Annotated in this window: 19 protein-coding genes; 12 read left to right on the forward strand and 7 right to left on the reverse strand. The window is 33.0% G+C overall.

All coding sequences use genetic code 11. The features are described from left to right. Positions 1-85 precede the first annotated feature (85 nt). From D1816_RS17760 to D1816_RS17770, 3 genes are all read left to right on the forward strand, one after another. Positions 86-2,827: a TonB-dependent receptor gene (locus D1816_RS17760; RefSeq protein ID WP_118504584.1), complete on the forward strand. Its 2,742-nt coding sequence runs from the start codon at positions 86-88 to the stop codon at positions 2,825-2,827. Between the two features lie 226 nt (positions 2,828-3,053). Then, complete coding sequence (locus tag D1816_RS17765) at positions 3,054-5,813, forward strand: TonB-dependent receptor domain-containing protein (protein ID WP_118504586.1); 2,760 nt, start codon at positions 3,054-3,056, stop codon at positions 5,811-5,813. Between the two features lie 35 nt (positions 5,814-5,848). Further along, a complete protein-coding gene (locus D1816_RS17770; RefSeq protein WP_066315709.1) occupies positions 5,849-7,375 on the forward strand; it encodes a G-D-S-L family lipolytic protein in 1,527 nt (508 codons plus the stop codon). Between the two features lie 79 nt (positions 7,376-7,454). On the opposite strand, the gene D1816_RS17775 is transcribed toward D1816_RS17770, so the two are convergent. Then, positions 7,455-8,702 carry a sterol desaturase family protein gene (locus tag D1816_RS17775; protein ID WP_118504588.1) on the reverse strand — a complete coding sequence of 416 codons (1,248 nt, stop codon included), beginning with the start codon at positions 8,700-8,702 and terminating at the stop codon, positions 7,455-7,457. Positions 8,703-8,806: 104 nt separating this feature from the next. Here D1816_RS17775 and D1816_RS17780 point away from each other — a divergent pair, with 104 nt between their 5' ends. From D1816_RS17780 to D1816_RS17800, 5 genes are all read left to right on the forward strand, one after another. Then, the gene (locus tag D1816_RS17780; RefSeq protein ID WP_066315718.1) at positions 8,807-9,448 is read left to right on the forward strand and encodes a TetR/AcrR family transcriptional regulator; all 642 of its coding nucleotides are present in this window, start codon (positions 8,807-8,809) and stop codon (positions 9,446-9,448) included. A gap of 11 nt (positions 9,449-9,459) precedes the next feature. Further along, the gene (locus D1816_RS17785) at positions 9,460-10,251 is read left to right on the forward strand and encodes a class II aldolase/adducin family protein (protein ID WP_082832487.1); all 792 of its coding nucleotides are present in this window, start codon (positions 9,460-9,462) and stop codon (positions 10,249-10,251) included. 32 nt (positions 10,252-10,283) lie between these two features. Further along, the gene (locus D1816_RS17790; RefSeq protein ID WP_118504590.1) at positions 10,284-11,129 is read left to right on the forward strand and encodes a bile acid:sodium symporter family protein; all 846 of its coding nucleotides are present in this window, start codon (positions 10,284-10,286) and stop codon (positions 11,127-11,129) included. Positions 11,130-11,356: 227 nt separating this feature from the next. Further along, positions 11,357-12,865 carry a F0F1 ATP synthase subunit beta gene (gene atpD / locus D1816_RS17795; RefSeq protein ID WP_118504592.1) on the forward strand — a complete coding sequence of 503 codons (1,509 nt, stop codon included), beginning with the start codon at positions 11,357-11,359 and terminating at the stop codon, positions 12,863-12,865. An 86-nt stretch (positions 12,866-12,951) separates the two neighbouring features. After that, complete coding sequence (locus D1816_RS17800) at positions 12,952-13,230, forward strand: F0F1 ATP synthase subunit epsilon (protein ID WP_066315724.1); 279 nt, start codon at positions 12,952-12,954, stop codon at positions 13,228-13,230. Positions 13,231-13,303: 73 nt separating this feature from the next. On the opposite strand, the gene D1816_RS17805 is transcribed toward D1816_RS17800, so the two are convergent. Beyond that, positions 13,304-16,879, reverse strand: coding sequence for a M1 family aminopeptidase (locus D1816_RS17805; protein WP_158597737.1), 3,576 nt, complete (start codon positions 16,877-16,879; stop codon positions 13,304-13,306). A 25-nt stretch (positions 16,880-16,904) separates the two neighbouring features. Then, the gene (locus D1816_RS17810; protein ID WP_066315727.1) at positions 16,905-17,774 is read right to left on the reverse strand and encodes an ABC transporter ATP-binding protein; all 870 of its coding nucleotides are present in this window, start codon (positions 17,772-17,774) and stop codon (positions 16,905-16,907) included. Between the two features lie 205 nt (positions 17,775-17,979). Between D1816_RS17810 and D1816_RS17815 the strand changes: the two genes are divergently transcribed. The 3 genes from D1816_RS17815 to D1816_RS17825 all read left to right on the forward strand — a co-directional run bounded on the left by D1816_RS17815 (position 17,980) and on the right by D1816_RS17825 (position 21,228). Further along, positions 17,980-19,293, forward strand: a complete 1,314-nt coding sequence (locus tag D1816_RS17815; RefSeq protein WP_118504596.1) for a sensor histidine kinase — start codon at positions 17,980-17,982, stop codon at positions 19,291-19,293. Positions 19,294-19,296: 3 nt separating this feature from the next. Continuing rightward, positions 19,297-19,992, forward strand: coding sequence for a LytTR family DNA-binding domain-containing protein (locus D1816_RS17820; protein ID WP_118504598.1), 696 nt, complete (start codon positions 19,297-19,299; stop codon positions 19,990-19,992). A 234-nt stretch (positions 19,993-20,226) separates the two neighbouring features. Beyond that, positions 20,227-21,228, forward strand: coding sequence for a hypothetical protein (locus tag D1816_RS17825; RefSeq protein ID WP_118504600.1), 1,002 nt, complete (start codon positions 20,227-20,229; stop codon positions 21,226-21,228). A 39-nt stretch (positions 21,229-21,267) separates the two neighbouring features. On the opposite strand, the gene D1816_RS17830 is transcribed toward D1816_RS17825, so the two are convergent. Genes D1816_RS17830 through D1816_RS17845 form a run of 4 tightly spaced genes read right to left on the reverse strand, consistent with a single transcriptional unit; the run spans position 21,268 to position 24,395 of the window. Further along, on the reverse strand, positions 21,268-21,807 hold the full coding sequence (locus D1816_RS17830; protein ID WP_118504602.1) for a GNAT family N-acetyltransferase: 540 nt from the start codon (positions 21,805-21,807) through the stop codon (positions 21,268-21,270). Positions 21,808-21,815: 8 nt separating this feature from the next. After that, positions 21,816-23,612 (reverse strand): M61 family metallopeptidase, encoded by a 1,797-nt coding sequence (locus D1816_RS17835; RefSeq protein ID WP_118504604.1) that lies wholly within the window; start codon positions 23,610-23,612, stop codon positions 21,816-21,818. Between the two features lie 52 nt (positions 23,613-23,664). Next, entirely contained in the window at positions 23,665-23,868 is a 204-nt protein-coding gene (locus D1816_RS17840; protein WP_066315736.1) for a helix-turn-helix transcriptional regulator, read from the reverse strand. Positions 23,869-23,870: 2 nt separating this feature from the next. Then, positions 23,871-24,395, reverse strand: a complete 525-nt coding sequence (locus tag D1816_RS17845; protein ID WP_066315738.1) for a DUF2975 domain-containing protein — start codon at positions 24,393-24,395, stop codon at positions 23,871-23,873. A gap of 147 nt (positions 24,396-24,542) precedes the next feature. Between D1816_RS17845 and D1816_RS17850 the strand changes: the two genes are divergently transcribed. Further along, complete coding sequence (locus tag D1816_RS17850) at positions 24,543-25,697, forward strand: pyridoxal phosphate-dependent aminotransferase family protein (protein ID WP_118504606.1); 1,155 nt, start codon at positions 24,543-24,545, stop codon at positions 25,695-25,697. Positions 25,698-25,704: the final 7 nt, after the last annotated feature.

A 25,704-nucleotide genomic window follows, 5' to 3' on the forward strand; every position in this document is an offset into this window, starting at 1 on the left:
TTGTACTTTTGCATCCCAATTGTGAAATTTCTTGTGCATGCATAAGAAAACAATCGACTTAAATAAATAAATTAAGAATCTACTTATGAAAACAATTACACTAGTTCTAATGTTTTTGGTCAGTACCATAGGCATCTCACAGAATGTAATCACTGGTCGGGTTATTGATGGCTTCGATGCACCAATTCCAGGCGTTAGTATTACAATAAAAGGAACATCAATTTCTACAATCTCAGATTTTGATGGAAATTTTACGTTAACATCAGACAAAGACTACCCTTTTACTTTAGAGGCTAGCAGTATTGGTTTTGATCCCACTACGTATGAAGTTACTTCAGCAGGACAAGACATTACAATTGTCTTAGAAGACATTACTTTTTTAGATGAATTAGTAATTTCTGCATCTAGAGCGCCGGAAAGATTATTTGAATCACCAGTAAGTATCGAGAGATTTGGTGCAAAAGAAATTAAGAATACGGCTTCTGCAGATTTTTATGGCGGTCTTGAAAATTTAAAAGGTGTTGATATTAATACCAATAGTTTAACATTAAAGTCAATTAACACTAGAGGTTTTGCAACTTTTGCGAATACAAGATTTGTACAATTAGTTGATGGTATTGATAATACAGCACCAGCACTTAATTTTGTGTTAGGAAACCTTATTGGTATGAGTGAATTAGATGTGCAAAGTGTAGAATTACTACCTGGAGCATCTTCGGCCTTATATGGTGCGAATGCATTTAACGGGATACTATTTATGAATAGTAGAAACCCATTCGATCATCAAGGAATTAGTGCTTATGCAAAAAGTGGTATTACTTCTCAAGATGCTGGAGGAGATAATGAGTTTTATGATGTAGGTGTAAGAATAGCACATGCTTTTTCAGATAAGTTCGCTGCCAAAGTAAATTTATCTATATTAAAAGGTACTGACTGGGTTGCTGCAGATAAACAAGATTTAAGAAACCCAAATTCTACAAGAGAAAATGATCCTGGTTATGATGGAGTGAATGTATATGGAGATGTTGTTGCACAAACCTTAGACAGAGTTGGAGCGCAATTGGTACAAAATAACTTATTAACTCCAGCTCAGGCGAGCTTATTACCAAATACTTTGGTAAGTAGAACTGGTTATAATGAAGCAGACCTTAACGAAAATGATGCTGAGAGTTTAAAATTTGATGCAGCTTTACACTATAGACCGTTTGCAAATGATTTTGAAGTTATTTATAACGGAAGGTTTGGTAGAGGTACTACTGTTACTCAAGATGCCAATAGAACTTCATTAAGAAATTTCTTTTCACAACAACATAAATTAGAAGTTAAAAATGATAACTTCTTTGTAAGAGGATATGTGACCGCTTCTGATGCAGGAGATTCATATGATATTCGTTTTACAGGTATAAATGTTAACAGAGCATGGAAAAGTGACAATCAGTGGTTCGCAGAATATGCAGGAGCTTATCTTGCAGCTTTAGGCGCTACTGGATCAGAAGAGCAAGCTCACGTTGCTGCTAGACAAGTAGCAGAAACTGGACGTTTAATTCCGGGAACTCCTGAATTTAACGCAGCTTTTGATGCGGTAACAGCAAATCCTGATTTAACAGAAGGATCTAGAGTGAAAGATGAATCACAATTTACACATGCAGACGCCAATTATAATTTTAGTCATATTACTGGTGAGTTTGCAGATATTCAAGTGGGTGGTTCTGTTAGAGAATATAAACTAAATTCTTTTGGTACTGTTTTTACTGATGCCGATGGACCTATTAAGTATTCAGAATTTGGGGTGTATACTCAAGTTCAAAAGAAATTGTTAGATGATAGATTAAAAATTACTGGATCTGTTCGTTATGATAAGTCTCAGTTATTTGACGGTAATTTCTCTCCAAGGTTTTCTGTTGGATATACTTTAGGAGCTAACAGAAATCGTAACCTTCGTGCATCTATACAAACAGGTTTTAGAAACCCAACTACCCAAGATTTATATATTGGTTTAGATATCGGAGCAAATGCTTTACTTGGTTCTGCACCTGATAACCTTGATAGATATGTTATCCAAGACCCTTCTGGTAACCAAATTACAGGAAGAGATGCTTACGAGAATTCTTTCTCGGCTAGATCTGTGCTCGAAGGAAATCCTGTAGCAGCAGATATTGATATTGTAAAGCCTGAAAAAATTACGGCTTACGAAGTTGGGTATAGAGCACAATTTGGATCTGTTGTTTTAGATGGTAGTGTGTACTATAACCAATATGAAGACTTTATTGCTAATGAAAGTGTAATAGTTCCAGGTGTAGGTAGAGTAAATGGTACACCAGCAGAACAAGCTGCTGCTGCTACGGCTGCTGCAAATATTCAGACTAGAAAAATATTTACAGCTTCTACTAATTCTGATGTGGATATTAGCTCTTATGGTTTTATCGCAGGTGTAACAACTCAAGTTAAAGGTTTTGACTTAGGAGTGAATTATACTTTTGCTGAACAAGACTTTGATCAAAGTAAAGATCCTGATTTTGTGAGTAGCTTTAATACGCCTAAGCATAAGGTAAAAGCAACATTTGGTAAAGAAGAGTTGTTTAAGAATTTTGGTTTTAACGTGAGTGGAAGATGGAGTGACGAATACCTTTGGGAATCAGATTTCGGAACAGGAATGATACCTTCTTTTACTGTTGTTGATGCACAAATTAACTATGCTATTCCTAAGCTTAAAACTAAGCTAAAAATTGGAGCTAATAATATTACTGGAGAAGAATACTTTACGGCTATTGGTTCTGGATTTATTGGTTCTCAGTACTATATAGGTTTGATTATAAATAATCTATAAGAAAAATAGTATCATTAAAATATTTTAAGCCTGTTTGATTTTTATCAGACAGGCTTTTTTTATTCCTCTCTTTAAAAAATCTTAAACAAATTTACTGCTAATAGTTGTATTAACAATACTGCTAATTTATGCCTGTTAATGATGTAAAAACACAAAGATTTGGCTATTTTATTAAATAATTCCTAAAAAAACGTATATTGTTCTTATAATTATAAAATAAAGGGGTATGAGAACAATTACATTAGCAATAATGCTGATAGTAAGTAGTATTACTACTGCACAAACAACAGTTAAAGGGAAGGTTGTGGATGATAATAATCAACCAATCCCTGGAACTAATATTAAAGTACAAGGGTCTGCTGTGGGTACGGTTACGGACTTTGATGGGTTATTTTCCCTAACAGTTGATCAATCACCTCCCTTCACTCTTCTAGTTAGTAGTGTGGGATTCGAAGCAAATACCATAACAATATCGTCTGATACATCTGATATAACAATTACTCTTAAAGAAGGTACAGAGTTAGACGAAGTGGTAATTTCAGCATCAAGAACACCAGAACGTATTTTTGAGTCACCAGTGAGTGTTGAGCGTTTTGGGATCAAACAAATAAAAAATACCCCAGCTGCTGATTTCTACGATGGTTTAGAGAATCTAAAAGGAGTTGATATTAATACCAATAGTTTAACCTTTAAGTCAATAAATACAAGAGGGTTTACCACATTTGCAAATAACCGTTTTGTTCAATTAGTAGATGGTATGGATAACTCTTCTCCAGCACTGAATTTTGTTTTGGGGAATCTTTTAGGTATCACAGAGTTGGATGTAAATAGTATTGAACTGTTACCAGGTGCTTCTTCGGCCTTATATGGGGCTAATGCATTTAATGGGATTTTATTTATGACCAGTAAAAACCCATTTGATCATACAGGAATTAGTGCATATTTTAAAGGGGGTATAACCTCTCAAGATGTTGCAGGTGATAATGAGTTCTATGATTATGGAATCAGACTTGCTCATAAATTTTCTGATAAATTTGCTGCAAAAGTAAATTTCTCCTATTTAAGAGGTACAGATTGGGCCGCATCAAGTACAGTTAATGTTTTAAACCCAGCTACTGATCGTACAGATCCTGCTTATGATGGACTTAATGTTTATGGTGATGAGGTAAGTACAAATATAAGAGGTGTTGGGCAGGCGCTAGTAAACGCCGGTATATTACCAGCAGGAGCTCAAAACTTATTGCCTGATGAAGATGTAAGTAGGACTGGGTATAATGAACTAGATTTAAATGCCAATAGGGCAGAAAGTGTTAAGTTTGATGCAGCACTACATTATAGACCTTTCGCAAATGATTTTGAAATCATTTATCAAGCAAAAGTAGGTAGAGGTACTACTATTTATCAGGGTGCAAATAGATATTCTATTAAGAATTTTTTCTTACAACAACATAAGCTAGAATTTAAAAACAACAATTTTTTTGTTAGAGGATACTTTACCGATGAAGATGCGGGAGATTCCTATGATACTCGTTTTACAGGTATAAATATTAATAGAAGTTGGAAAGATGATAACACTTGGTTTGGAGAATATGCAGGAGCTTTTGCCACTGCTAGCTTACAAGGAGTGCTCCCAGAACAAGCACATGCTATTGCTAGACAAACTGCAGATACAGGAAGATTAATTCCTGGAACAGCAGAATTTGCTAGTGCTTTTAATCAAGTGATAAATGACCCTAACTTAGCCACAGGTTCTAAGTTTCAGGATGCTACACAATTAAAACATGCAGATGTTAACTATAATTTTAGTCACTTAACAGCTGATTTTGCAGACATTCAGGTCGGAGGATCTTTCAGAGAATATAAATTAAATTCTTCAGGTACAATTTTTACTGATTTTGATGGTCCTATTCGATATTCAGAATTTGGGATATATACGCAGTTGCAAAAAAAATTAGCTGATGAACGATTAAAAATAACAGCGTCTGTACGTTATGATAAAGCTGAATTATTTGATGGTAACTTATCACCAAGGGTTTCTGTAGGGTACACAGTAGGTGAAAATAGAAATCATAATTTACGTGCTTCTGTACAAACTGGATTTAGAAACCCAACAACTCAAGATTTATATATAGGATTAGATGTTGGAAGAGCAATATTAGTAGGTTCTGCACCGGATAATTTAGATAGAGACGTAAGGGTGTTTGATGATGTTAGTGGAGCGGGTCAAACTATTATAGGAGGTAATAGTGTTACCATAACCGGTAGAGCCGCTTACGAAAATGCTTTTTCAGTGACCTCTGTAGCAAATGGTGCACCCGAAGCTGCAAGTTCGCAAATTGTACAACCCGAAAAAGTAACAGCTTTCGAGGTAGGATATAGAGGAAAACTCAAAAAATTTATTGTTGATGTTAGCGGGTATTATAACCAATACAAAGACTTTATTTCTACAGAGAATGTGATCGTGCCATATTACGGTCAAGTTGGTGATAATGCACTATCGTTACTGGCTCTTCAAAATAGAGATTTCACGGTGTATCAAGCGTACACGAATTCTGATGTAGATATTACTTCTTTTGGTGTTACAGCAGGAGTGGATACTAAAATTGCAGGTTTTAATATAGGAGTAAATTATACCTATGCCGAACAAGATTTTGATAAAGCTAGAGATCCGGATTTTCAAACAAACTTTAACACTCCAAAACACAAAGTAAAAGCATCTTTCGGAAAAGCGGACCTTTTTAAGAATTTTGGATTTAATACAAGTTATAGATGGAGTGATGATTATTTCTGGGAAGCACCTTTTGAAAATGGAGATGTGCCATCTTTTTCTGTAATAGATGCACAAATAAGTTATAAGATTCCAAAATTGAAGACTTCTCTTAAAGCAGGTGCAACCAATATAGGTGGAGACGAATACTTTACTGCCTTTGGTACAGGACTCATAGGTTCTCAATACTATATTGGCTTAACTATAAACAATTTATAGTAATTAATTAGAAATGTACAATTAAAACAAAACAGATGAATACTCAATATAAATGGTTATTACCGCTATTAATTTTTGGATTTCTTGCATGTGACTCTGATGATGATACTCCAGAAACAGAAAATCAAGTTCCGATCACTTCTGGATCGGCTGATTTTTCGACATTTGTGGCTTTAGGAAATTCGTTGACAGCGGGATTTACAGATAATGCCCTATTTATTGCTGGACAAGAGAACTCTATGCCAAATATTTTAGCACAGCAATTTGCTTTGGCAGGTGGTGGTGAATTTAAACAGCCTTTAATGAATGATAATATAGGTGGATTGTTATTAGGTGGAAATCAAATACAGGGACCTAGACTTTATTTTTATAGTGATCCAGATCCGGCTCCTCCTAGCTTATCGGGTCCAACTCCATTGGGAGTTACTCCACCTACTGATCTTGAACCAGAAAAACCTACCACAGAAGTAACAAGTACATTGTCGGGATCATTTAATAATATGGGAATTCCAGGTGCAAAAAGTTTTCATTTATTGGCACCGGGATATGGTAGTATTCCAGGAGTGGCTATGGGAACAGCAAACCCTTATTTTGCGAGAATTGCTTCTGGTGGAACGGCCACAGTGTTAGGAGACGCAATGGCGCAAAACCCAACTTTTTTCTCTCTTTGGATTGGTAACAATGATGTTTTAGGATATGCCTTATCTGGAGGGGATGGAACAGATCCTATAACAGATATTGGGATGTTTACAGATGCATATAATGGACTTATTGCAACACTCACCTCAGGAAGTGCAAAAGGTGTTGCATTTAATATTCCTGATGTAACTTCTATTGCTCATTTTACGACTGTTCCACATAATCCAGTTCCTTTAGATGCTGCTACGGCTGCAGCCGTAAATGCCGCATATGCTAATTATAATGCAGGTATTGTAGGGGCATTTGCTTTTTTAGTAGGTAATGGAGCTATTACTCAAGAAAATGCTGATTTAGAAATAGCTAAAAGAACAATTACTTTTTCAGAAGGTGAAGGTAATGCTGTTGTAATTTTTGATGAAAATTTAACCAACTTAACGGGAATCAATATGCAATTAGTGAGTATAAGACAAGCTACTGCAGAGGACCTGTTGGTATTGCCGGCTAGTAGTTTTATAGGAACACTTGCCGATCCAAATAATCCTTTGTCAGTAAATGGAGTCGCATTGCCTTTAGAAGATAAATGGGTATTAACGCCAGAAGAACAACAAGAAATCGCTACTGCCACAGAGCAATTTAATGGAGTTATTAATGCTGCAGTTCAGGGAGCTGGTTTAGCTTTTGTAAATGCAAATGAACTTTTAGATCAGGTTTCTGCAGGTGGATTGCAGTTTGATGAGTTTTTAATACAGGGAAATTTAGTTTTTGGAGGATTATTTTCTCTTGATGGAGTGCATCCTACAGCAAGAGGGTATGCATTCTTGGCTAATAAAGCGGCAGAAGCTATTAATACAACTTATGGCTCTAATTTACCTATGGTTAAAGCAGCCGACTACCCCACTTTTTACTCGGCAATGCTTCAGTAAATAACTTAAAAAATAATACAAGATGCCTTCGTTTTCGAGGGCATTTTTTTATTGGTACAATAGATTGTTAGATAAGATCTTAATTGTTTTTTTCAAAAAATTGAAAGTAGATGGAAAATAATAATGATGCTACAATGTATATGCCTATAATATAAGTCCCTCTGCTAAATAGAGTGTCAATATAAAACCATCCACTATATAGTTTGATAAAATATGCTCCAAGTAGGGTTTTTACTATTTCGGCATATAGTGCGATATTGTGTTTGTCCATCAATGAGGTATAGGCAAATATTGAAATGGCTAGAAATGCAGCATAGTATAAGATTTGAGTAAATTCTAAATCACCAACACTAATCAATAGATGATACATTAGTGTTATCGTAATAACAAGTTGTGTCCAGGACCATAGTTTTAATAGTAAGGAGTTGTTGGTTTCATATTTTTTCCTGTTGTAGGGATTTGTGGTAACTAGAATCAGATATTTTTCTTTTATATCCTCGGGTCTCCAACCTGTAGGCATGAACCATATTTTGATTTTATCCAACCAGTTTTTGGTACGCCAGGCATCTTTTAGGATGCCCCAAAAATGCATAAAATTAATCAAGAAGGGATTCCAAGTGTTTACTGGTTTTTTAACACCGTATACAGGAGGTTTTTCAGGTAACTCTTCTTGAAATGTTCCGAAAATTTTATCCCAAATTATAAAAATTTCAGAATAGTTTTTATCAAGATATTCTGTATTAATAGCGTGATGAACTCTATGATGAGATGGAGTAACAATAATGTATTCAAGTATCCCCATTTTGTTAATTAATTTGGTATGGTACCAGAACTGTGCAAAAAAATGAATAGGAGCGATAAAAGCTACAATGTGAGCAGGAATACCAATTAGTGCAATCGGAATGTATAAAAAGAAATAAATAGAAACGATGGCCGAAACATTCTGACGCAATGCACAAGCCAAATTAAATTCTTCACTACTATGATGAATAATATGTCTATTCCAAAATACATTTATAGTATGATTAAAACGATGAGACCAATATCCTGCAAAATCTAGCCCAATAAACGTTAAAACGTATGTGAGAACTGTAGATTTGATTTGAATAAGGGCTAAGTGATTTACCATCCATTCGTAACTAACAATAATAATGGTAAGACCAATAAGGTTCTTAAGAGTATTAGTAATCCCTGAACTAATACTCGAAATAGTATCCATACCTTGATTGGTTACTACTCCAATATATCGACCAATGAAATATTCTATCAAAATTAAAATGATAAAGCCTGGTATAGCATAGCTTAAAGCTGTAGCATAAGTTTCCATAAAACATGGGTTTATTTAAAAGTACAAAAAATATAATATTAAGAATTTAGTATGTTTATACTATTATTTATGCATAATTAGTATATTTGTACTAATTCGATAATATGTCAAATACTAAATCAGAAATTATAAGGCAATCTGTGACCCTTTTTAACAAAAAAGGATTCTTTAATGTTAGTGTTAAAGATATTGCCGATATAATGAAAATAAGCCCAGGTAATTTAACGTATCATTTCAAAAAAAAGGAAAATTTATTATCCGCTATACAGGAGGAGATATTAAGTAATTCAATAGATGTGATGCCCAAAGATCGACTTATTACGCTTTCTCATTTTGAAGAAATGTTTCGAAAATTTCACGCAATACAAAAACAGTACAGCTTCTTTTTTCTTGATATCACTTATTTGATAGAAGAATATCCCATGATTATGAATGGGTATAAGGTAGCTACCTCCAAGAGATTTCAAGATGCAAGAAGATTGGTTGATCATTTCATAGCATCAGGCAGACTGATTCCAGAAAGTGATAGGATCGACTATGATATTATAATTCATAATTTATGGATGGTTAGTACATTCTGGAGTACAAGTACATCTATTATTGATAGAAAACATACGTCTGTATCTTATGATTCTCCTATGAATGCACTTTGGGGGACTTTATCACCTTATTTAACAGAAAAAGGATATGCCGAGTACCAAGAAATATTGCTTTTTAAAAAGGCAAAATTGAATATTAATAATTAAAATAAAGTAATATGGCAGTACCAAACCCACCGTTAGAAATGTTTCCCCAAAATACCCCGTTCCCTCCTAAATTTAATGATGCATTACAAGAAAGAGAATATCTAAAGAAGAAGTTGACAGGTGCTTTTAGAATTTTTGGAAAGTTTGGATTTTCTGAAGGTGTTGCTGGACATATAACAGTAAGAGATCCTAAACATAAAGACCATTTTTGGGTAAATCCTTTTGGATTATCATTTAATTTAATTACTCCTGCAGATTTGTTGTTGGTTAATCATAAAGGTGATGTTGTAGAAGGAAACCTGCCACTTAATAAAGCAGCTTTTGCCATTCATTCTCAAATACATGAAGCTAGACCTGATGTAGTAGCCGCAGCCCATGCGCATTCTGTTTATGGTAAGACGTTTTCAGCTCTAGGTCAAGAATTATTACCCATTACTCAAGATGCATGTGCTTTTTATAAAGACCATACGCTTTTTAATGATTATTCTGGTATTGTAAATGAATTAGAAGAAGGCAAGAGAATTGCAGCTGCACTTGGTGATACTAAAGCAGCGATATTACAAAATCATGGCTTGATAACCGTAGGGCACTCTGTAGATGAGGCGGCATGGTGGTTCATTACTATGGAAAGAACATGTCAAGCTCAACTATTAGCTATGCAAACAGGCGAAAAATTAATTGAAATAGACCATGAGGTTGCAATGAAAACAAGAGCCGAACTTGGTTTCCCATTAGCAGGATACTTTCAATTTCAACCCATGTGGCAAGATATAAGTGTGGCCTTAGATTTTATTAGAGTATAAATATGATTTTGAATTATAAATAGTAACAGTACATGAATGAGACCGGAACTATAATTATTGCAGTATCCTTAATGATCATAATGTTTGGGATGGGATTATCTCTTACTGTTAATGACTTTAAAAGAATTGTAAAGAGTCCTAAAGCTATTGCTATAGGGTTAGTAAATCAATTGCTGTTTTTGCCTATCATAGGGTATGTATTAGTTTCGGTATTGGATCTTGAACCAGAAATAGCTATTGGTATAATGATTTTGGCTGCTTGTCCCGGAGGTGCGACTTCAAATGTTATAGCTCATTTAGCAAAAGGAGATACCGCATTATCTGTTTCTCTTACAGCAATATCGAGTGTTATTACCATAATTACAATACCTTTTATTGTTCAATTTGCATTAGAAGAATTTTTGGGAGAAGCAGAAAAAGTTGTTCTTAATGTTCCCCAAATGATAACACAATTACTGTTTATTGTCATTGTGCCAGTTTTTATTGGAATGTTTATTCGTGCAAAAGCAGAAAATTTTGCGGTTAAAATGGGTAAACCTGTGCGAATAGCATCGGTGGTGCTTTTAGTATTTATTACTACAGCCTTATTTGTTAAGGAAAGTCATAATATCATCCCTTATTTTAAGCAAGCTGGATTACCTACAATCTTATTAAATGTGTTGAGTATGGTATTAGGGTATACTTCTGCATATGTTCTTAAGCTAAGAAAACCTCAAGCCATAAGTATTGCAGTAGAGTCTGGGGTCCAAAATTCTGCATTGGCAATTACAATTGCTGTAGTCACATTACAAAACACTTCTTTTGGTATTGCAGGAGCTATCTATACGTTAGTAATGTATTTGGCAGGCTTTGCTATTATACTGTTTGGGCGAAAATAATTTTGTAGTTGTAAGACGTAGACCGCTGTTATATTGTTTTACAGTATTTTGCCTATAAAAACGACTTACAAAAGCTTGTATTTTTCCTCTTAAAAAAAACAAAACAAAAGGCGCTATTTTTTTATTTTAAAAGACTATATTTGCAGCCTGAAAAAGGGAAGTATTTTTAGTTATAGAATTTTAATCTTTTTCATATAGTTAAATACTAAACATTAAATAGTTAGATAATGTCTAAAGTTACGGGTAAAGTATCTCAAATTGTAGGTCCGGTTATCGATGTAGAATTCGCAGCTGGTTCCGAATTACCAAAAATTTACGATTCATTAGAAATTAATAAAACAGACGGTAGTAAAATAGTATTAGAAGTACAATCTCATATTGGAGAAGATACTGTTCGTACTATAGCCATGGACTCCAGTGACGGATTAAGCAGAGGAATGGAAGTTGTTGCGACAGGAGCTGCAATCCAAATGCCAATAGGTGGAGATGTATACGGACGTCTATTTAATGTAATCGGAGATGCGATTGATGGTCTTGGTGAACTTCCAAAAGCAGGAAAAGATGGTCTTCCAATTCACCGTCAAGCTCCAAAGTTTGAAGATTTATCAACTTCTACAGAGGTTTTATTTACAGGTATTAAAGTAATTGATCTTGTTGAGCCATATGCAAAAGGTGGAAAGATTGGATTATTTGGTGGTGCCGGAGTAGGTAAAACAGTATTGATACAAGAGTTGATTAACAATATTGCAAAAGGTCACGGTGGTCTTTCTGTATTCGCAGGAGTAGGAGAAAGAACTCGTGAAGGAAATGATCTTTTACGTGAGATGTTAGAGTCAGGAATTATCAAATATGGTGATGACTTTATGCATTCTATGGAAGAAGGAGGATGGGATCTTTCTAAAGTAGATAAAGAAGTAATGAAAGAGTCTAAAGCTACTTTCGTATTTGGACAGATGAATGAGCCTCCTGGGGCACGTGCACGTGTTGCACTTTCAGGTCTTACTATTGCAGAATATTTCCGTGATGGAGCTGGAGATGGACAAGGAAAAGATGTACTTTTCTTCGTAGATAATATCTTCCGTTTTACGCAAGCAGGTTCCGAGGTGTCAGCACTTCTAGGGCGTATGCCATCTGCAGTAGGATACCAACCTACGTTAGCAACAGAGATGGGTGTGATGCAAGAACGTATTACTTCTACTAAGAAAGGATCTATTACATCTGTACAAGCGGTTTATGTACCTGCAGATGATTTAACTGATCCAGCACCGGCAACTACATTTGCTCACTTAGATGCAACAACAGTATTATCTCGTAAAATTGCAGAGCTTGGTATCTATCCAGCAGTAGATCCTCTAGATTCTACATCAAGAATTCTTACAGCTGATATTTTAGGTGATGAGCATTACAACTGTGCACAACGCGTTAAAGAGCTATTACAACGATATAAAGAACTACAGGATATTATTGCCATCTTAGGTATGGAAGAATTATCTGAAGATGATAAACTAGCGGTAGGACGTGCACGTCGTGTTCAACGTTTCTTATCACAACCTTTCCACGTTGCAGAACAATTTACAGGTATCCCAGGATGTTTAGTAGATATTAAAGAGACTATTAAAGGATTTAATATGATTATGGATGGTGAATTAGATCACCTACCAGAAGCAGCATTTAACCTTAAAGGATCTATCGAAGAAGCTATCGAAGCTGGTGAGAAAATGTTGGCTGAAGCATAAATAGTACTGAGAAATTAGTTTTTAATGAGATCAATTGATTGCTCATTATAATCAAACTAACGACTCAATACTCAATACTAAAAGATATGTATTTAGAAATAGTAACTCCAGAAGCAGTATTATTTAGTGGCGAAGTAACATCGGTTGCTGTGCCAGGTGTAGATGGAGAATTTCAAATGTTGGATAATCACGCACCTATTATATCATTACTGGCAAAAGGTAATGTAAAGGTGTATGGAGATATGAATTTAGAGGAAGAAGTAGCAGACAAATTCACCAAAGGTGAAAATGGCGAAACTTTACTTCCTATCAATTCTGGAGCTATCGAAATGAAAGATAATAAAGTAATAGTATTAGCTGATTAGCAAATTATATTATTTTGAAAAATAATAAAATCCCAAATTCAAAAATTAGAATTTGGGATTTTTTATGCTTTGATTAGTCCACTTTTTTTATATTATCAATTCTGTTTTTATCTAACCTTGTGCCATAGGGATCAATTGCTATATAAGATGGGATGTCATCTACAATTATTTTGATCTGGGATTTATGTTTGTTAAACTGATGTGCTTTTAAATATAGGATATCATCATCAAGACCAACTTTTTTAGGATGCTTTCTAAATACACCTATTTGTATAGGTTCTTTAATAGGGATTTCAAGATCTTCGCCTTGTTTTTTTGTTTCAAACCTTTTTGTAATTACATCTAGAATAATCTCGTATTGACCATTTTGAAGCTTTTTATATGAAGTGTTACCTATTTTTAGTTCATAAGTAATAATACGCTTAAACCAATCATCTATTAAGTCATGATACTTGTACGGAGTTACTTGATACAATTCTTCAAGAAAATCTAAAGTCACGATTTCAAATTCATCTTTATATCCATATTTAGAAACCATTTTTTGTAATACAGTATTTATTTTTTCACTACCTATTAATTCTTTTAGAGCTAGCATGATAGTGTGATCTTTACCATATTGCAAGTAACTTTGACCATTTGATAAATAAGCTGGTGGTTCTGGTTCGGATGTATGAGAACGGCCTGTAAAATATCGATTATTAGCATTTTCAGATAAATTCCACAGCACACCTTTTCCATAATATTTTTCCATTACTACAATCTCAGTGTATTTAGCCAATCCTTCGATAAAAAAACCTGCTCCTACAGTCATTTTAGGAACTAAAATATGTCCCCACCATTGATGAGCAACTTCATGTATGGTACGTTTTGCTACGAGATCAAAAACATCAGTATTTCTTTGGTCTAGTAAATAAAAATTATCTTCAACCATACTAATCGTTCCTGGCATAGCTTGTCCTCCAAACGTCCAATGTGATGGGATTTCTGCGATGCGAAGGTGATCGAACGAGTAATTACCAAAGTTTTTAATACAATACGCTAATGTCTCTTTCGTGGCTTTCATTGTTGAAGAAATATTCATATTGTGTTTTGGGTGAAAATACTGTTCTATACTTACTCCATTATATTTTTCTTTTTGTACTTCATAACGTCCAGAAAAGTACCCAAGTAAAGGAGATACTTTATTATTGGTTTTATAGTGATAGTAGTTTCTGTCATCTTTTTTCCATGTGCTAATAAGGTTTCCTGGTGCAATGGCAATTTGGTCTGATTGAGTAGATACCAAGGTTTGAAACGATACTCTTCCTATCAAATTATCAGGAGTACCATGCAGGTTAATATTTTCTGTATTTTCTTTTTCTAACTTAGGTAACCCGCGTTTTTTGCGTTCGTCGGCATTTTTAATCTCTTTACTATTTTTATAGCCTAATGAGGGTTCAAAAGAAGAGTGTAGTAGATAACTACCGTTGTTGACAATATCATTTTTGGTATCAAAGCCTTCGTTTTTAACGATTATCTGGTATTTGAAACGTATTTTTTCACCCGGTAAAAGTGGATTTTCTAATTTAAATAAATGAGTCTTGAAAATAGAGTCATATTCGATTAAGATCGCATTTTCTAGAAATACCGATTGTAGTGGCTTTCTTGGAGAGATAAAAACTGTAGTGATTTTAGTATCACTTTTATTGCTTAAGATATAATCAGCTTTTACAGTATATTTTTGTTCATTTGGATAAATATCGACAGTTGTTTTTATATCAACAGGATACAGTTCTTCTAAGGTGTCATATTGCTTGAATTTTAATTCATATGCTTGGGCTAAGTCTAATTGCTTATTTGTAGATGCATATTCGTTTACAATATTGACATTATAAAAAATAAAGCTTCCGGATCCGATCAAAAGTAAAATAGATGAAATAAAGATGCTTTTTTCAAATTTCGTCCAATTATAAAATAAGCGATGTAAGCGAGATCTAAGGTTAACGATACTACCTCGTCTCCATAATTTAAATGCTAATAAAACAAAAAAACCTCCTAAAGCTAACCAATATAGGGTGTACCAATGAAAAGGTTTTAAGTAATACCCATATTCTGATAGGTCGTTATATTGAACTAATGGTGTTCTGCCTAATTTTAATAAAGGATGTTCAATACCAATAAAACTGCTTAAAGTACTACCAAACACAAAGATTAAAATTGCGGAAACAAACATACCTATATATTTGTTTGGCAGTATGTTTTGAATACATAAAGCTAAAACCCCATAGAAGATCATTTCGACACCTTGGAAATAGAATAAGTTAATATATTGACGCCATCCGAAATGAAAATAATTTCCTATTATCTGGAAGCTTACTGATATTAGAATATTGATTAAAATCAATAGCATTGGTAAAACAAGTAAGGCTATATATTTTGAGAAAAAGAATGTGCTATTAGCTGTGGGAGTGGTATCCACAATTCCATTGAAATTTAGATTTTGTTCTTTCCAGACCAGTTCTCCGCTATAAAATATGATTAGAATTAACCCTAAAATAGGTAATACTTCTTTTGTTAATTCGATTAAAAGATAGGTTACTGGGTATAGACTATCATAATATGAGCCTCCTTCAAAAACTCTACTATATATTTCTGTTACCACTATTAAAATCCATATCAGTAATACCGCTATAAAAGGTAGGCTTTTAAAGATAGTACTTAGTTCTAATTTTGTTAAGGATAACAGGCTTATAAGTTGTGCTTTTTTTGTTTTAGGGGAAGTTAAGACTGGTGTGTATTTTTTTGTTAACGGGTAAATTATAGAAGGAGTCTTACTCTGTTTAATTTTTTGACTTCCTTTCCTGAATGAGAATAATCTAAATGTTAAGCCTAGCAAAAACAATGAAAATAGAGTCCAGATACTCCTATTCCAAAAAAAATAACCAGAAAAAGACAAAAGTTGAGAATTTTTTTGATGAGGTGTCCAATACATAGTTTGTTCAAAAAAAGCTGATAAACCAAATGGATCTGCTAAAGCTGCAATGATCATATTCTCTGGAGAAGGAGCTACAGCCTGGGCTAACATTGGGGAATTTAAGAATATAGAACATGCCCAATACAATGCATATATAAAAATTGCGCCAATATAAATAGTCAATGCTTTTCTTGAGAGGGAAGCAATTGAGAATAATAAGGAGACAAGAATAAATAAATTAGGAAGCAAAATAGTTAACCAGACCCATATATAAGGAATAATAGTAAAGGGGGCAAATTTTTCTGGTAGCGAAGGAAAAAAAGTACCGATACCAAAGCCTACAAGCGCTAATGTCATCACCAATAAGCTTATCAGAAATACTCCAGAAAAGCGACTCCAATAAAAGTAGTGTTTCTTTATCGGTGTGCTGTGAATAATACCCTCTGTATGGTATTGTCGATCTCGAACCATTGCATTAACGCAATAAAACATAATAGCAAAAACAGATACCAAACTAAACATTCCTATAAAAAAACTTATTTGATAAGGGGAATTGCTTTGTACTATTTCTGATCCTCCTAATCGGCCTCTTGAAGACATAAAAAAACCAAAAACAAAAAAGACTATAGAAAATATATAAAATGATAATTGTTTAGAATGGTATTGCCATTCGAACTTAAAAAGTTGAGTAAACATGAGCTGTAAATTTTGTAGTTGTTTTTTATCCTTGTAGTGTGCTAAAATATACATCCTCTAATCCTGGGTGTATAGGCTCAAATCCAGCTTCTGGTTTTTTATCGGCGAGTATATGAAGTTGTGTTTTACCAGAAATCAAGCGAGTAGAAATTACGTTAAAAGCAGATTGATAACTTTTTAGATCTTGCTTTTTGACAATCTTGTGCCAGATTTTGCCTTCTAACTTTTCAGTTAGCTTAGCCGGAATGCCTTCGGTAATAATTTTGCCTTGACTAAGTATAGCCATATTAGAACATAAATCCTTTACGTCTTCTACAATATGAGTAGATAAGATGATAATAATATGTTCTCCTATTTCACTTAAGAGATTTAAGAAACGATTGCGTTCTTCGGGGTCTAAACCAGCTGTAGGCTCATCGACAATGATTAGTTTGGGATTACCGAGCAATGCTTGAGCAATCCCGAATCGTTGTCGCATTCCTCCAGAAAAAGTATGTACCGCTTTTTTTCGGTGTTGATATAGATTGGTTTGTAGCAATAGAGCCTCAACCTGTTCTTTGCGTTCTTTTTTATTAATGATGCCTTTTAGAATAGCTAGATGATCTAAAAGTTTTTGTGCAGAGATTTTTGGGTAAACACCAAACTCTTGTGGCAAGTACCCTAATTGATTTCTTAATTCCTGTGGATGTTTTACAATATCAATTTCGTTAAAAAGGATATTTCCCGATGACTGTTCTTGTAAAGTTGCTATTGTTCTCATTAAGGAAGATTTACCAGCTCCATTAGGTCCCAGTAATCCAAACATTCCATTATGGATGGTTAATGAAATGGTATCCAGTGCTTTTACACCATTAGCGTAGGTTTTGGAGACATTAGTTATTTGTAATGTGTTCATAAGAATTAGTTTTGATTCTGGTACGAACATATAATGAGTAAAAAAACTAATCCAGTAATTTTTATAAACACTATTAATATTGAATAGATAGTTTAAAAAAGGAAACCAATGTTGCTCGTAATAAAAAAAGAAGTGTTCGTATAGATTTTGATAGTGTCTGTGCATATACTTATCAAAATGCATGTAGGTTTGTTACTTTTGGTCTATGATTTCATTTTTAAAGAAATACCAAGCTATCCCGTATGGATTTGCTGTCCTTTATATTATTGTTCAAGGGCTTGTATATGTTGATTTTATAAGGATTGATTCAAAAGAAATACTTTTTAATTTAATCGGTTTTATTTTTTGGGGATTAGTAGTTTCTATGATTATGCACGCACTGCTTTTTCACAGAAAAAAGAAGGTTTTTTATGTAATGATACTTGGTTGGGTAGGTGCGTTGTTAGGGTTTGTATTAGGACGACTATTGGATTATAAAGTTTTAGGAGTTAGCTGTATATTTTTGTTCTTTATAATTAGTAGTTATATTCTTTGGTCGTGGTATGTGCAACAGTATCAAAATAAAAAAGGACTTAATTTCTTAAAAGAACGCAAGCTTATTTTGATAAAGTTAGCGTCGCTCTCTGTAGTTTTTATAATTATGTTTTTTATAGATGACTATATGGGAGTTCCTGATAATCCGATAACATTTGTGTTACTGACTTTATTTTGGTTAGGGGTTTTTTATGTATTAGTTCCGAAATTCTTTCAGAAATACAGATTTTTAATTTTAGGTCTCTACGGGATACTTTTTGCTTTTTTTATTTTATTTATAACGTTGATACGTAGCAGAACACACGAGGAAAATTTAGATGTATTCATACTATTCTTATTTCCCTTACCATTATTTATCATATTATGGATTTATGACCAATGGAAATGGTTTAAAAACCTAAAAGCAGATAAAGCAAAAGCCGAATTGGCATTGTTAAAACAACAGGTAAATCCTCATTTTTTCTTTAATACATTAAATAACCTTTATGGATTAGCGAAACAAAAATCAGATCAAACTCCAGATTTAATTTTAAAACTTTCCGAAATTATGCGCTATGTTATTTATAAAGGAAAAGAAAATGAAGTAAAAATAGAAGAAGAAATAGAATACCTTGAGAATTACATTGAATTACAAAAAATACGACATCATGAAAAAGTAGCGATTACTTTTACTAAAAATATACAATGCGAAAATGTAACGATCACTCCGCTTTTGTTTATTATCTTGTTAGAGAACGCTTTTAAACATGGCGTAGATTCAATGATTTATAATGCCTTTGTAGATGTAAACTTAACGGTTTTAAATCATCAAATCCGATTCGAAGTTAGTAATAACTTCGATTTATCAGAAGATTCTAATGGTTCAAAAGGGATTGGTTTAGAAAATCTAAAAAAGCGATTAGAGATTATATATGCAAAAGATTACGTGTTTAATATTGTCACAGAAGGAAATATTTATAAGGCAAGTTTACTACTTAATATCTAGATTATGAATTATATCATTGTTGATGATGAACCTATAGCGCATACAATAATAGAAGATTATGCGGTATCACTAACCGATTTAATCTTAGTTGGTAATTGCTACAATGCCATTGAGGCTATTTCTCTTTTGCAAAAAGAACAAGTAGATTTAATATTTCTGGATATTGAAATGCCAAAATTAAAAGGATTGGATTTTTTGCGAACTTTAACCAACCCGCCAATGATTGTAATTACCTCTGCGTATTCAGAATTTGCTGTAGAGAGTTATGAATTAGAAGTGTGCGATTATTTATTAAAACCATTTTCTTTTGAACGTTTTTTGAAATCATATACCAAAATTATTAAAGTAAAAGAGCAAGTGCCAAAGAAAACAGCAAAAGCTACAGAAGCTACTAGTTCTAGTGTGTTTTTAAAAGGAGATAAAGAGACGCATCATGTTAAATTAACGGATATTAAATATTTGGAGAGTTACGGAAGCTATACTAAACTATATTTAAAAGAAGAAATGTTATTGATACACGAGTCTATTTCTCATTTTGAAACAATGTTGCCGGCAGATCAATTTATACGAATACATCGTTCTTTTATGGTAAATATTTTTTCTATTAAAAGCATTGTAGGTAATCAAATAAGATTAGAAGGAACTAACATTCCTATTGGACAATCGTACAAATCAATGTTAAAGAATAGATTACTTTAATAGGATTGGTTTTAAGCAAACATCTTCATGTAGTGATAAGTTATACAGCTATTCCTGTACCGTTATGGCAGATTAATCAATGATCCTGATGGTTCGTAAATTATAAAAGTGTAAAAAGGTGTTGTTAGTAGTAAAGATAACTTTTGATGAGAATTGCTTAATCTATAGGTAATATGTTGAGAGCTATTATAAAGTAATTTTAGAAACACAAACTAACATAAAACCTATTAAAAAATGAAAAACAAGCTAATCTTTCTTATACTAATCGGAGTGTTTTTTAGTTGTGAAAAAGGTGATGATTTTATTCAAACACAATCCCAACGTAAGACTCAGAAGAACCAAAATTTCTATAATGATCTTGCCTATCATCATGCTCTGATACATTATCAAGATGTAGATCGTACAGGTTCTCATGGATTAAACGGAAAAGCAGATTTTATTACCAGATATGACTTTGATGGAGATCTAAATGCAAAAAATAATTGGAACAATATAGCCAGCAATACCATAAAAGGTAAAGCCGTGGGTTATTATTCTATTGTAGAAACGTCAACACATTATTTTATTATCTACGCATTTTTTCACCCTAGAGATTGGACCGATATATGGTTTTTATATAGAATTGATGAACATGAAAACGACCTTGAAGGTATATTAACAATAGTAGAAAAAGACAATTCTTCTTATGGTAAGGCGTTGGGAATAGTGACTGTTTTTCATTCTGATTTTTACTCTTATAAAGCTCCCAATTCTGGAATTATAAGTGGAAATCAGGATGTAGATGGGACATTAACTTTACAAAATGATAGGGGTGTTATCCGTTTCAAGACTTCGGCAGAAGCTAAAGGACATGGTATAAAGGCTCATTCAAAACAACAACCAGGAGGCAATGATTATGTAGTGTATTATCCAAGTAAAACAATTAGCGAACACCCATCTGATATTTATGATAGAAACGTGAAGTATAAGTTGATTAATATTTTCGAAAATGATGGTATGTGGGATCAGAGGTTTAATACTAGTTTATTTAGTAACGGTAAATCTTTCAAAAAATCTTATGGTAATGGTACTGCTAATGCTCCATGGAATTGGGATGATAGAAACGACGGTGGAAACCAAGGATTACTTGCTGGTGGTTTAGCATACTATCCAGCTCATTTAATTGATGAATATTTTAATGGATTAGGTAATTTTAGTAAAGTGTATACCTATAACCCTTTTCTGGGTATTCAGTAAATAATGAAAACTAGAAAAAAGGGTCTTTTATGGCCCTTTTTATTGCCAATCCCACTGTACAATATGCCAAATTACATCATTAGAAGTATACACTAATAGGTCAGAGAAACCTACTGCATAATGGGCTTGTAAAGAACGAGTATTACTAGCAGCTACTTCAGTAATAAGTAGTTCGTATTTTTTACTTAATTCTTTTTTCATGGTTTGATATAGTCCTCTAAAAAGCCCTTGTTTTCGATAAGCCTTATCGATACAAATCTGACCCATAGTTATATAAGTGGTTGTGGGATTTAGGATTTCGTCTATTTTAGCAAACATCGGTTTTAATATTTCTATCTCATCCTGAAATTCTTTGACCATCGAAAGGGCATATCCTACTACTGTGTCACCACTTTTAGCAATGATATGGGCTTGCGTATCATTCATTTTTTTTAGAACTTCAATATCATGTTGAACAGTTACGAAACCTTCTTTTTGCTTTTCGTTTGTAGATATTGAAGCAGTTAAATTTTTACGTTGTAAAGTTATGATTTGCTGCAATTCTTCTTCACTAGTGGCGATAGTAAAGTTTATATTCATAATAGTTGTTATTTAGCGGTTAGCCATTTTTCACGGTTTTCTATAGCTTTTTTATTAGGCTTTGGTAGTAGGGCTGTTTCAATTTTTGGATCGCTGCTTAAAATAATTTCTGTTTTGATTTCTTTTTCAAATCTTTTGTACAGAATTTCTATTTTGCTACCAGGCTTATATTTTTCGAGTATTTTGGATAATTCACCTTGACTAGTGAACGATTCTTGGTTTAAGGATAAAATGATATCATTTTTATCTAATCCAGCTTTGTATATAGGAGTGCCTTGTTTAGAATAGTTAGAAATAATAGCATTATTATGTTTGTCAAATTTTATAGACGCACCTAGGTGTGATTTTTCTGAATTAGCATTTATAACGATACCAAAATCAGCAAATAGTTTTTTGTAATCAGGAATTTTGCTGTCGTCAATATATTTTTTGAAGAAGTTATTAGCAAAATCATCTCCGGCATATTCTTGTAAACTTGTTAGCAGGTTTTCTTTAGAATAAGGCACTTCTGTTTTTCCATATTTTTGCCAAATCAACTTCATATAACCATCTAGATTACGATCGTTTTTAAGTGTTCTTAATGATAGGTCTAAGGCTAAACCTAAAACGCTACCATAAGAGTAGTAAGAAATAAATGTATTTTCTCTATTCACAGGATCAACAGATGTTGCAGCATCTACAAACGGAGCTTGATAACTCATTTCTGTTGGGTTGAAATATGCTAATGCAGGTGAGTTCCACACATAATTATACGGTCCTTTTAACTCTTTTATATACTGTTCTTGACTTATAATACCAGCTCTACATAAAATTAATCCAGTATAATAACTCGTAAAGCCCTCGGCAAACCATAATTCTCCAGACATGTTTGCTTTTTCGAAATCAAAAGGCTCAAGTGTTTTTGGTCTAATGCGTTCTACGTTCCATGCATGAAAAAATTCATGTGAAACAGTGCCGATATTTTTTTTCATCCCTTCATTGGCTAAGCTATTTTGGCTGGTAAGAATTGTTGAATTTCTGTGTTCCATACCATCACCAGATACTTGGGGCATATAACAAGCAAGAAAAGTATAAGTGCCATTATCAAATTTTGGATATTCTCCAAATACTGCTTTTTCTTGTATTACGATTTTTTTTATTTTTTCAAAATAAGTGCTTACTTCTTCTTCACTTCCTAAATGATGTAAGGCTAACTTTATAGTGTATTCGGACTCATTAGAGCCAACTTTGAACTCACGTGTTGCATGATTACTAAGCTCTACAGGACTATCCATGAAGTATTGCAAATTTGGAGCAGTAAATGTATTGTTTCCGATAGCGTTTAGTTGTGTAGCGATTTTCCAATTTAAATCTTTTCTAGGCTCGAAAACTATATCGATTGGTTGATCTTTACGTTTTGGGGCATATATAAAAGTTGCAGGAATATTAAGGTGTGCATGGGTTTCGTCGATTTGAGAATAGGTGCCATCTCCTCTATCTGCAAATAAAACATATGAAATAGTGACTGTTCCATCATGTCCAGAAATGTCCCATTGGTGTGGATTTGGGCGTGTTATTTTTACAGCCTCACCCTTACTATTTGTAGCAATAACATTATATACATTCTTGGCAAACTCATGCAAAGCATATCTGCCAGGTGATGTTCTACTCATTCGTAAAGAAAAAATGTCTGTTTTTATATCAGAAAAAGTAGCTTTTATATTGGCTTCATGATGAACAGCATTTTCAAAAGAAATATGATACGTGTTTTTGGTTTGAGCAAAAGAGACTAATGAAAATAAAATAAAAGCGGTAAATAACCTCATTCTAAAAATGTTTTAAATAGACAAAATCAAATATAATTATTAAAATTATGGTCTAAGGTTTATATTCTAAAATATCAGAAGGTTGGCATTCTAGAGCTTCGCAAATGGCTTCGAGCGTAGAAAATCGTATGGCTTTGGCTTTACCTGATTTAAGGATAGAAAGATTGGCAGTAGTTATACCAATTTTTTGTGCCAATTCTTTACTTTTCATTTTTCGCTTAATAAGCATTACGTCAAGATTTACGGTTATGGGCATAATTATATGGTTAAGTCATTTTCCTCTTTTAGTGTTTTGGCTCTTTTGAATATTTCTGCAAGTAAATAAAAAGCGAGTCCGCAAGGGATTAAAAAGGTAAATTCGTTTTTAAGTTCTTTAAAAAAGTTAAAAGATGCCCCTTGTATTACAGAAAGTAAAAATTGTAAAACAAGAACATTAATAGTGTATGTAATAAAAACATTTCCAATTTTTTTGAAGTAATTAATGTTTTTTTGACTAAAGTAGTTTTCCTTTTCTATTTCTTTTAAAATAGAAACAAAATGAGTAAAACCATAAATTAGATACCCTCTCCAAAAGAAAAGAGCTGTTATTATGATGTAGTAACTCCACATGATTGCATTTTTTGATGTAAACCAATTTTCATTTTTGTTTACAGATTTTGACCAGCTTGCAAAACTTTTGAATTGCTCAAAATTAAATTCTTGGATATCATTTATTAATATAGATGTTGTAGAAATAAGGACAACATATGTGATGACTCTAAGAAGTGTTGTATTATTCTTCATATTGATAATAATTATTGTTTATCGATAATAAATATACAAAAAATTATTGTTTATCAATATTTTTTTATCGTTAAAGAATATTTTATAAATATTTTAGATAATAGTATATATGTATTTTGTACTACTAATTTATTGTATTTTAGCCCTATGGAAGGGTTGCCAAAAAAACTTCAAAAGAAACTATTTGATAGAGCGCAAAATAATGCGTTGCGCACACTTCCTGGTTCAAAAGGTTGGGTAGATTTTTCATCGAATGATTATTTAGGTTTTGCATCGTCAAAAGATATTTTCAATGAAACTCATAAGTTGTTAGAAGAAAAAAAAACCTTTAGAAACGGAGCTACAGGTTCTAGGTTACTTTCTGGAAATCATAATTTTTACATAGAAACCGAGCAAATGTTGGCAAAGGTTCATCATGCAGATGCAGCTTTGATTTTTAATTCAGGATATGATGCCAATATTGGATTTTTTTCTTCGGTACCACAACGAGGAGATATTATTTTTTATGATGAATTGATTCATGCTTCAATTCGAGATGGACTGCAGATGGGTATTGCTAAGTCTTATAAGTTTAAGCACAATGATATAGATGATTTACAAGAAAAGATAACGACACTTTCTGCCAAGTTAGAAAACGATAATGAAGTATATGTTGTTACAGAATCTGTTTTTTCTATGGATGGCGATTCTCCAGATTTAAAAAAGCTTGTATCTTTTTGTAAAAATAAAAATTATCAATTAGTTGTTGATGAGGCCCATGCCTTGGGAGTTTTTGGAAAAAATGGAATAGGATTAGTACAAGAACTTGGGTTAGAACATCAAGTTTTTGCAAGGATCAATACATTCGGAAAAGCAATGGGTTGCCATGGAGCAGTTATTTTAGGAAGTAAAGATTTAAAGAGTTATTTAATCAATTTCTCTAGAAGCTTTATATACACAACAGGGTTACCACCACATTCATTAGCGACCATACAAACTGCTTATAAAGAATTACAAGATTCTGTAGAGGCACAAAAATTAGTCGAAAACATTTCTTTCTTCAATAAAAAAATCAAAGAAACAGAGCTAGATTCAATATTTATCAAAAGTAATTCTGCTATACATTGTTGTATAATTTCAGGAAATGAGAATGTAGAAAAAGTCGCTAGGCAAATTCAAGAAAAAGGATTTGATGTAAAGCCTATTAAATCTCCTACAGTGGCAAAAGGTAAGGAGCGATTACGTTTTTGTTTGCATAGCTTTAATTCTAAAAAAGAAATAACCAAAGTTATAGAGTTGTTAGCTATTTTTGCAAAGACGTAAACCCATA

Origin of the sequence: Aquimarina sp. AD10 (genome assembly GCF_003443715.1) — a bacterium.
GTDB classification, from domain to species: Bacteria; Bacteroidota; Bacteroidia; order Flavobacteriales; family Flavobacteriaceae; genus Aquimarina; species Aquimarina aggregata.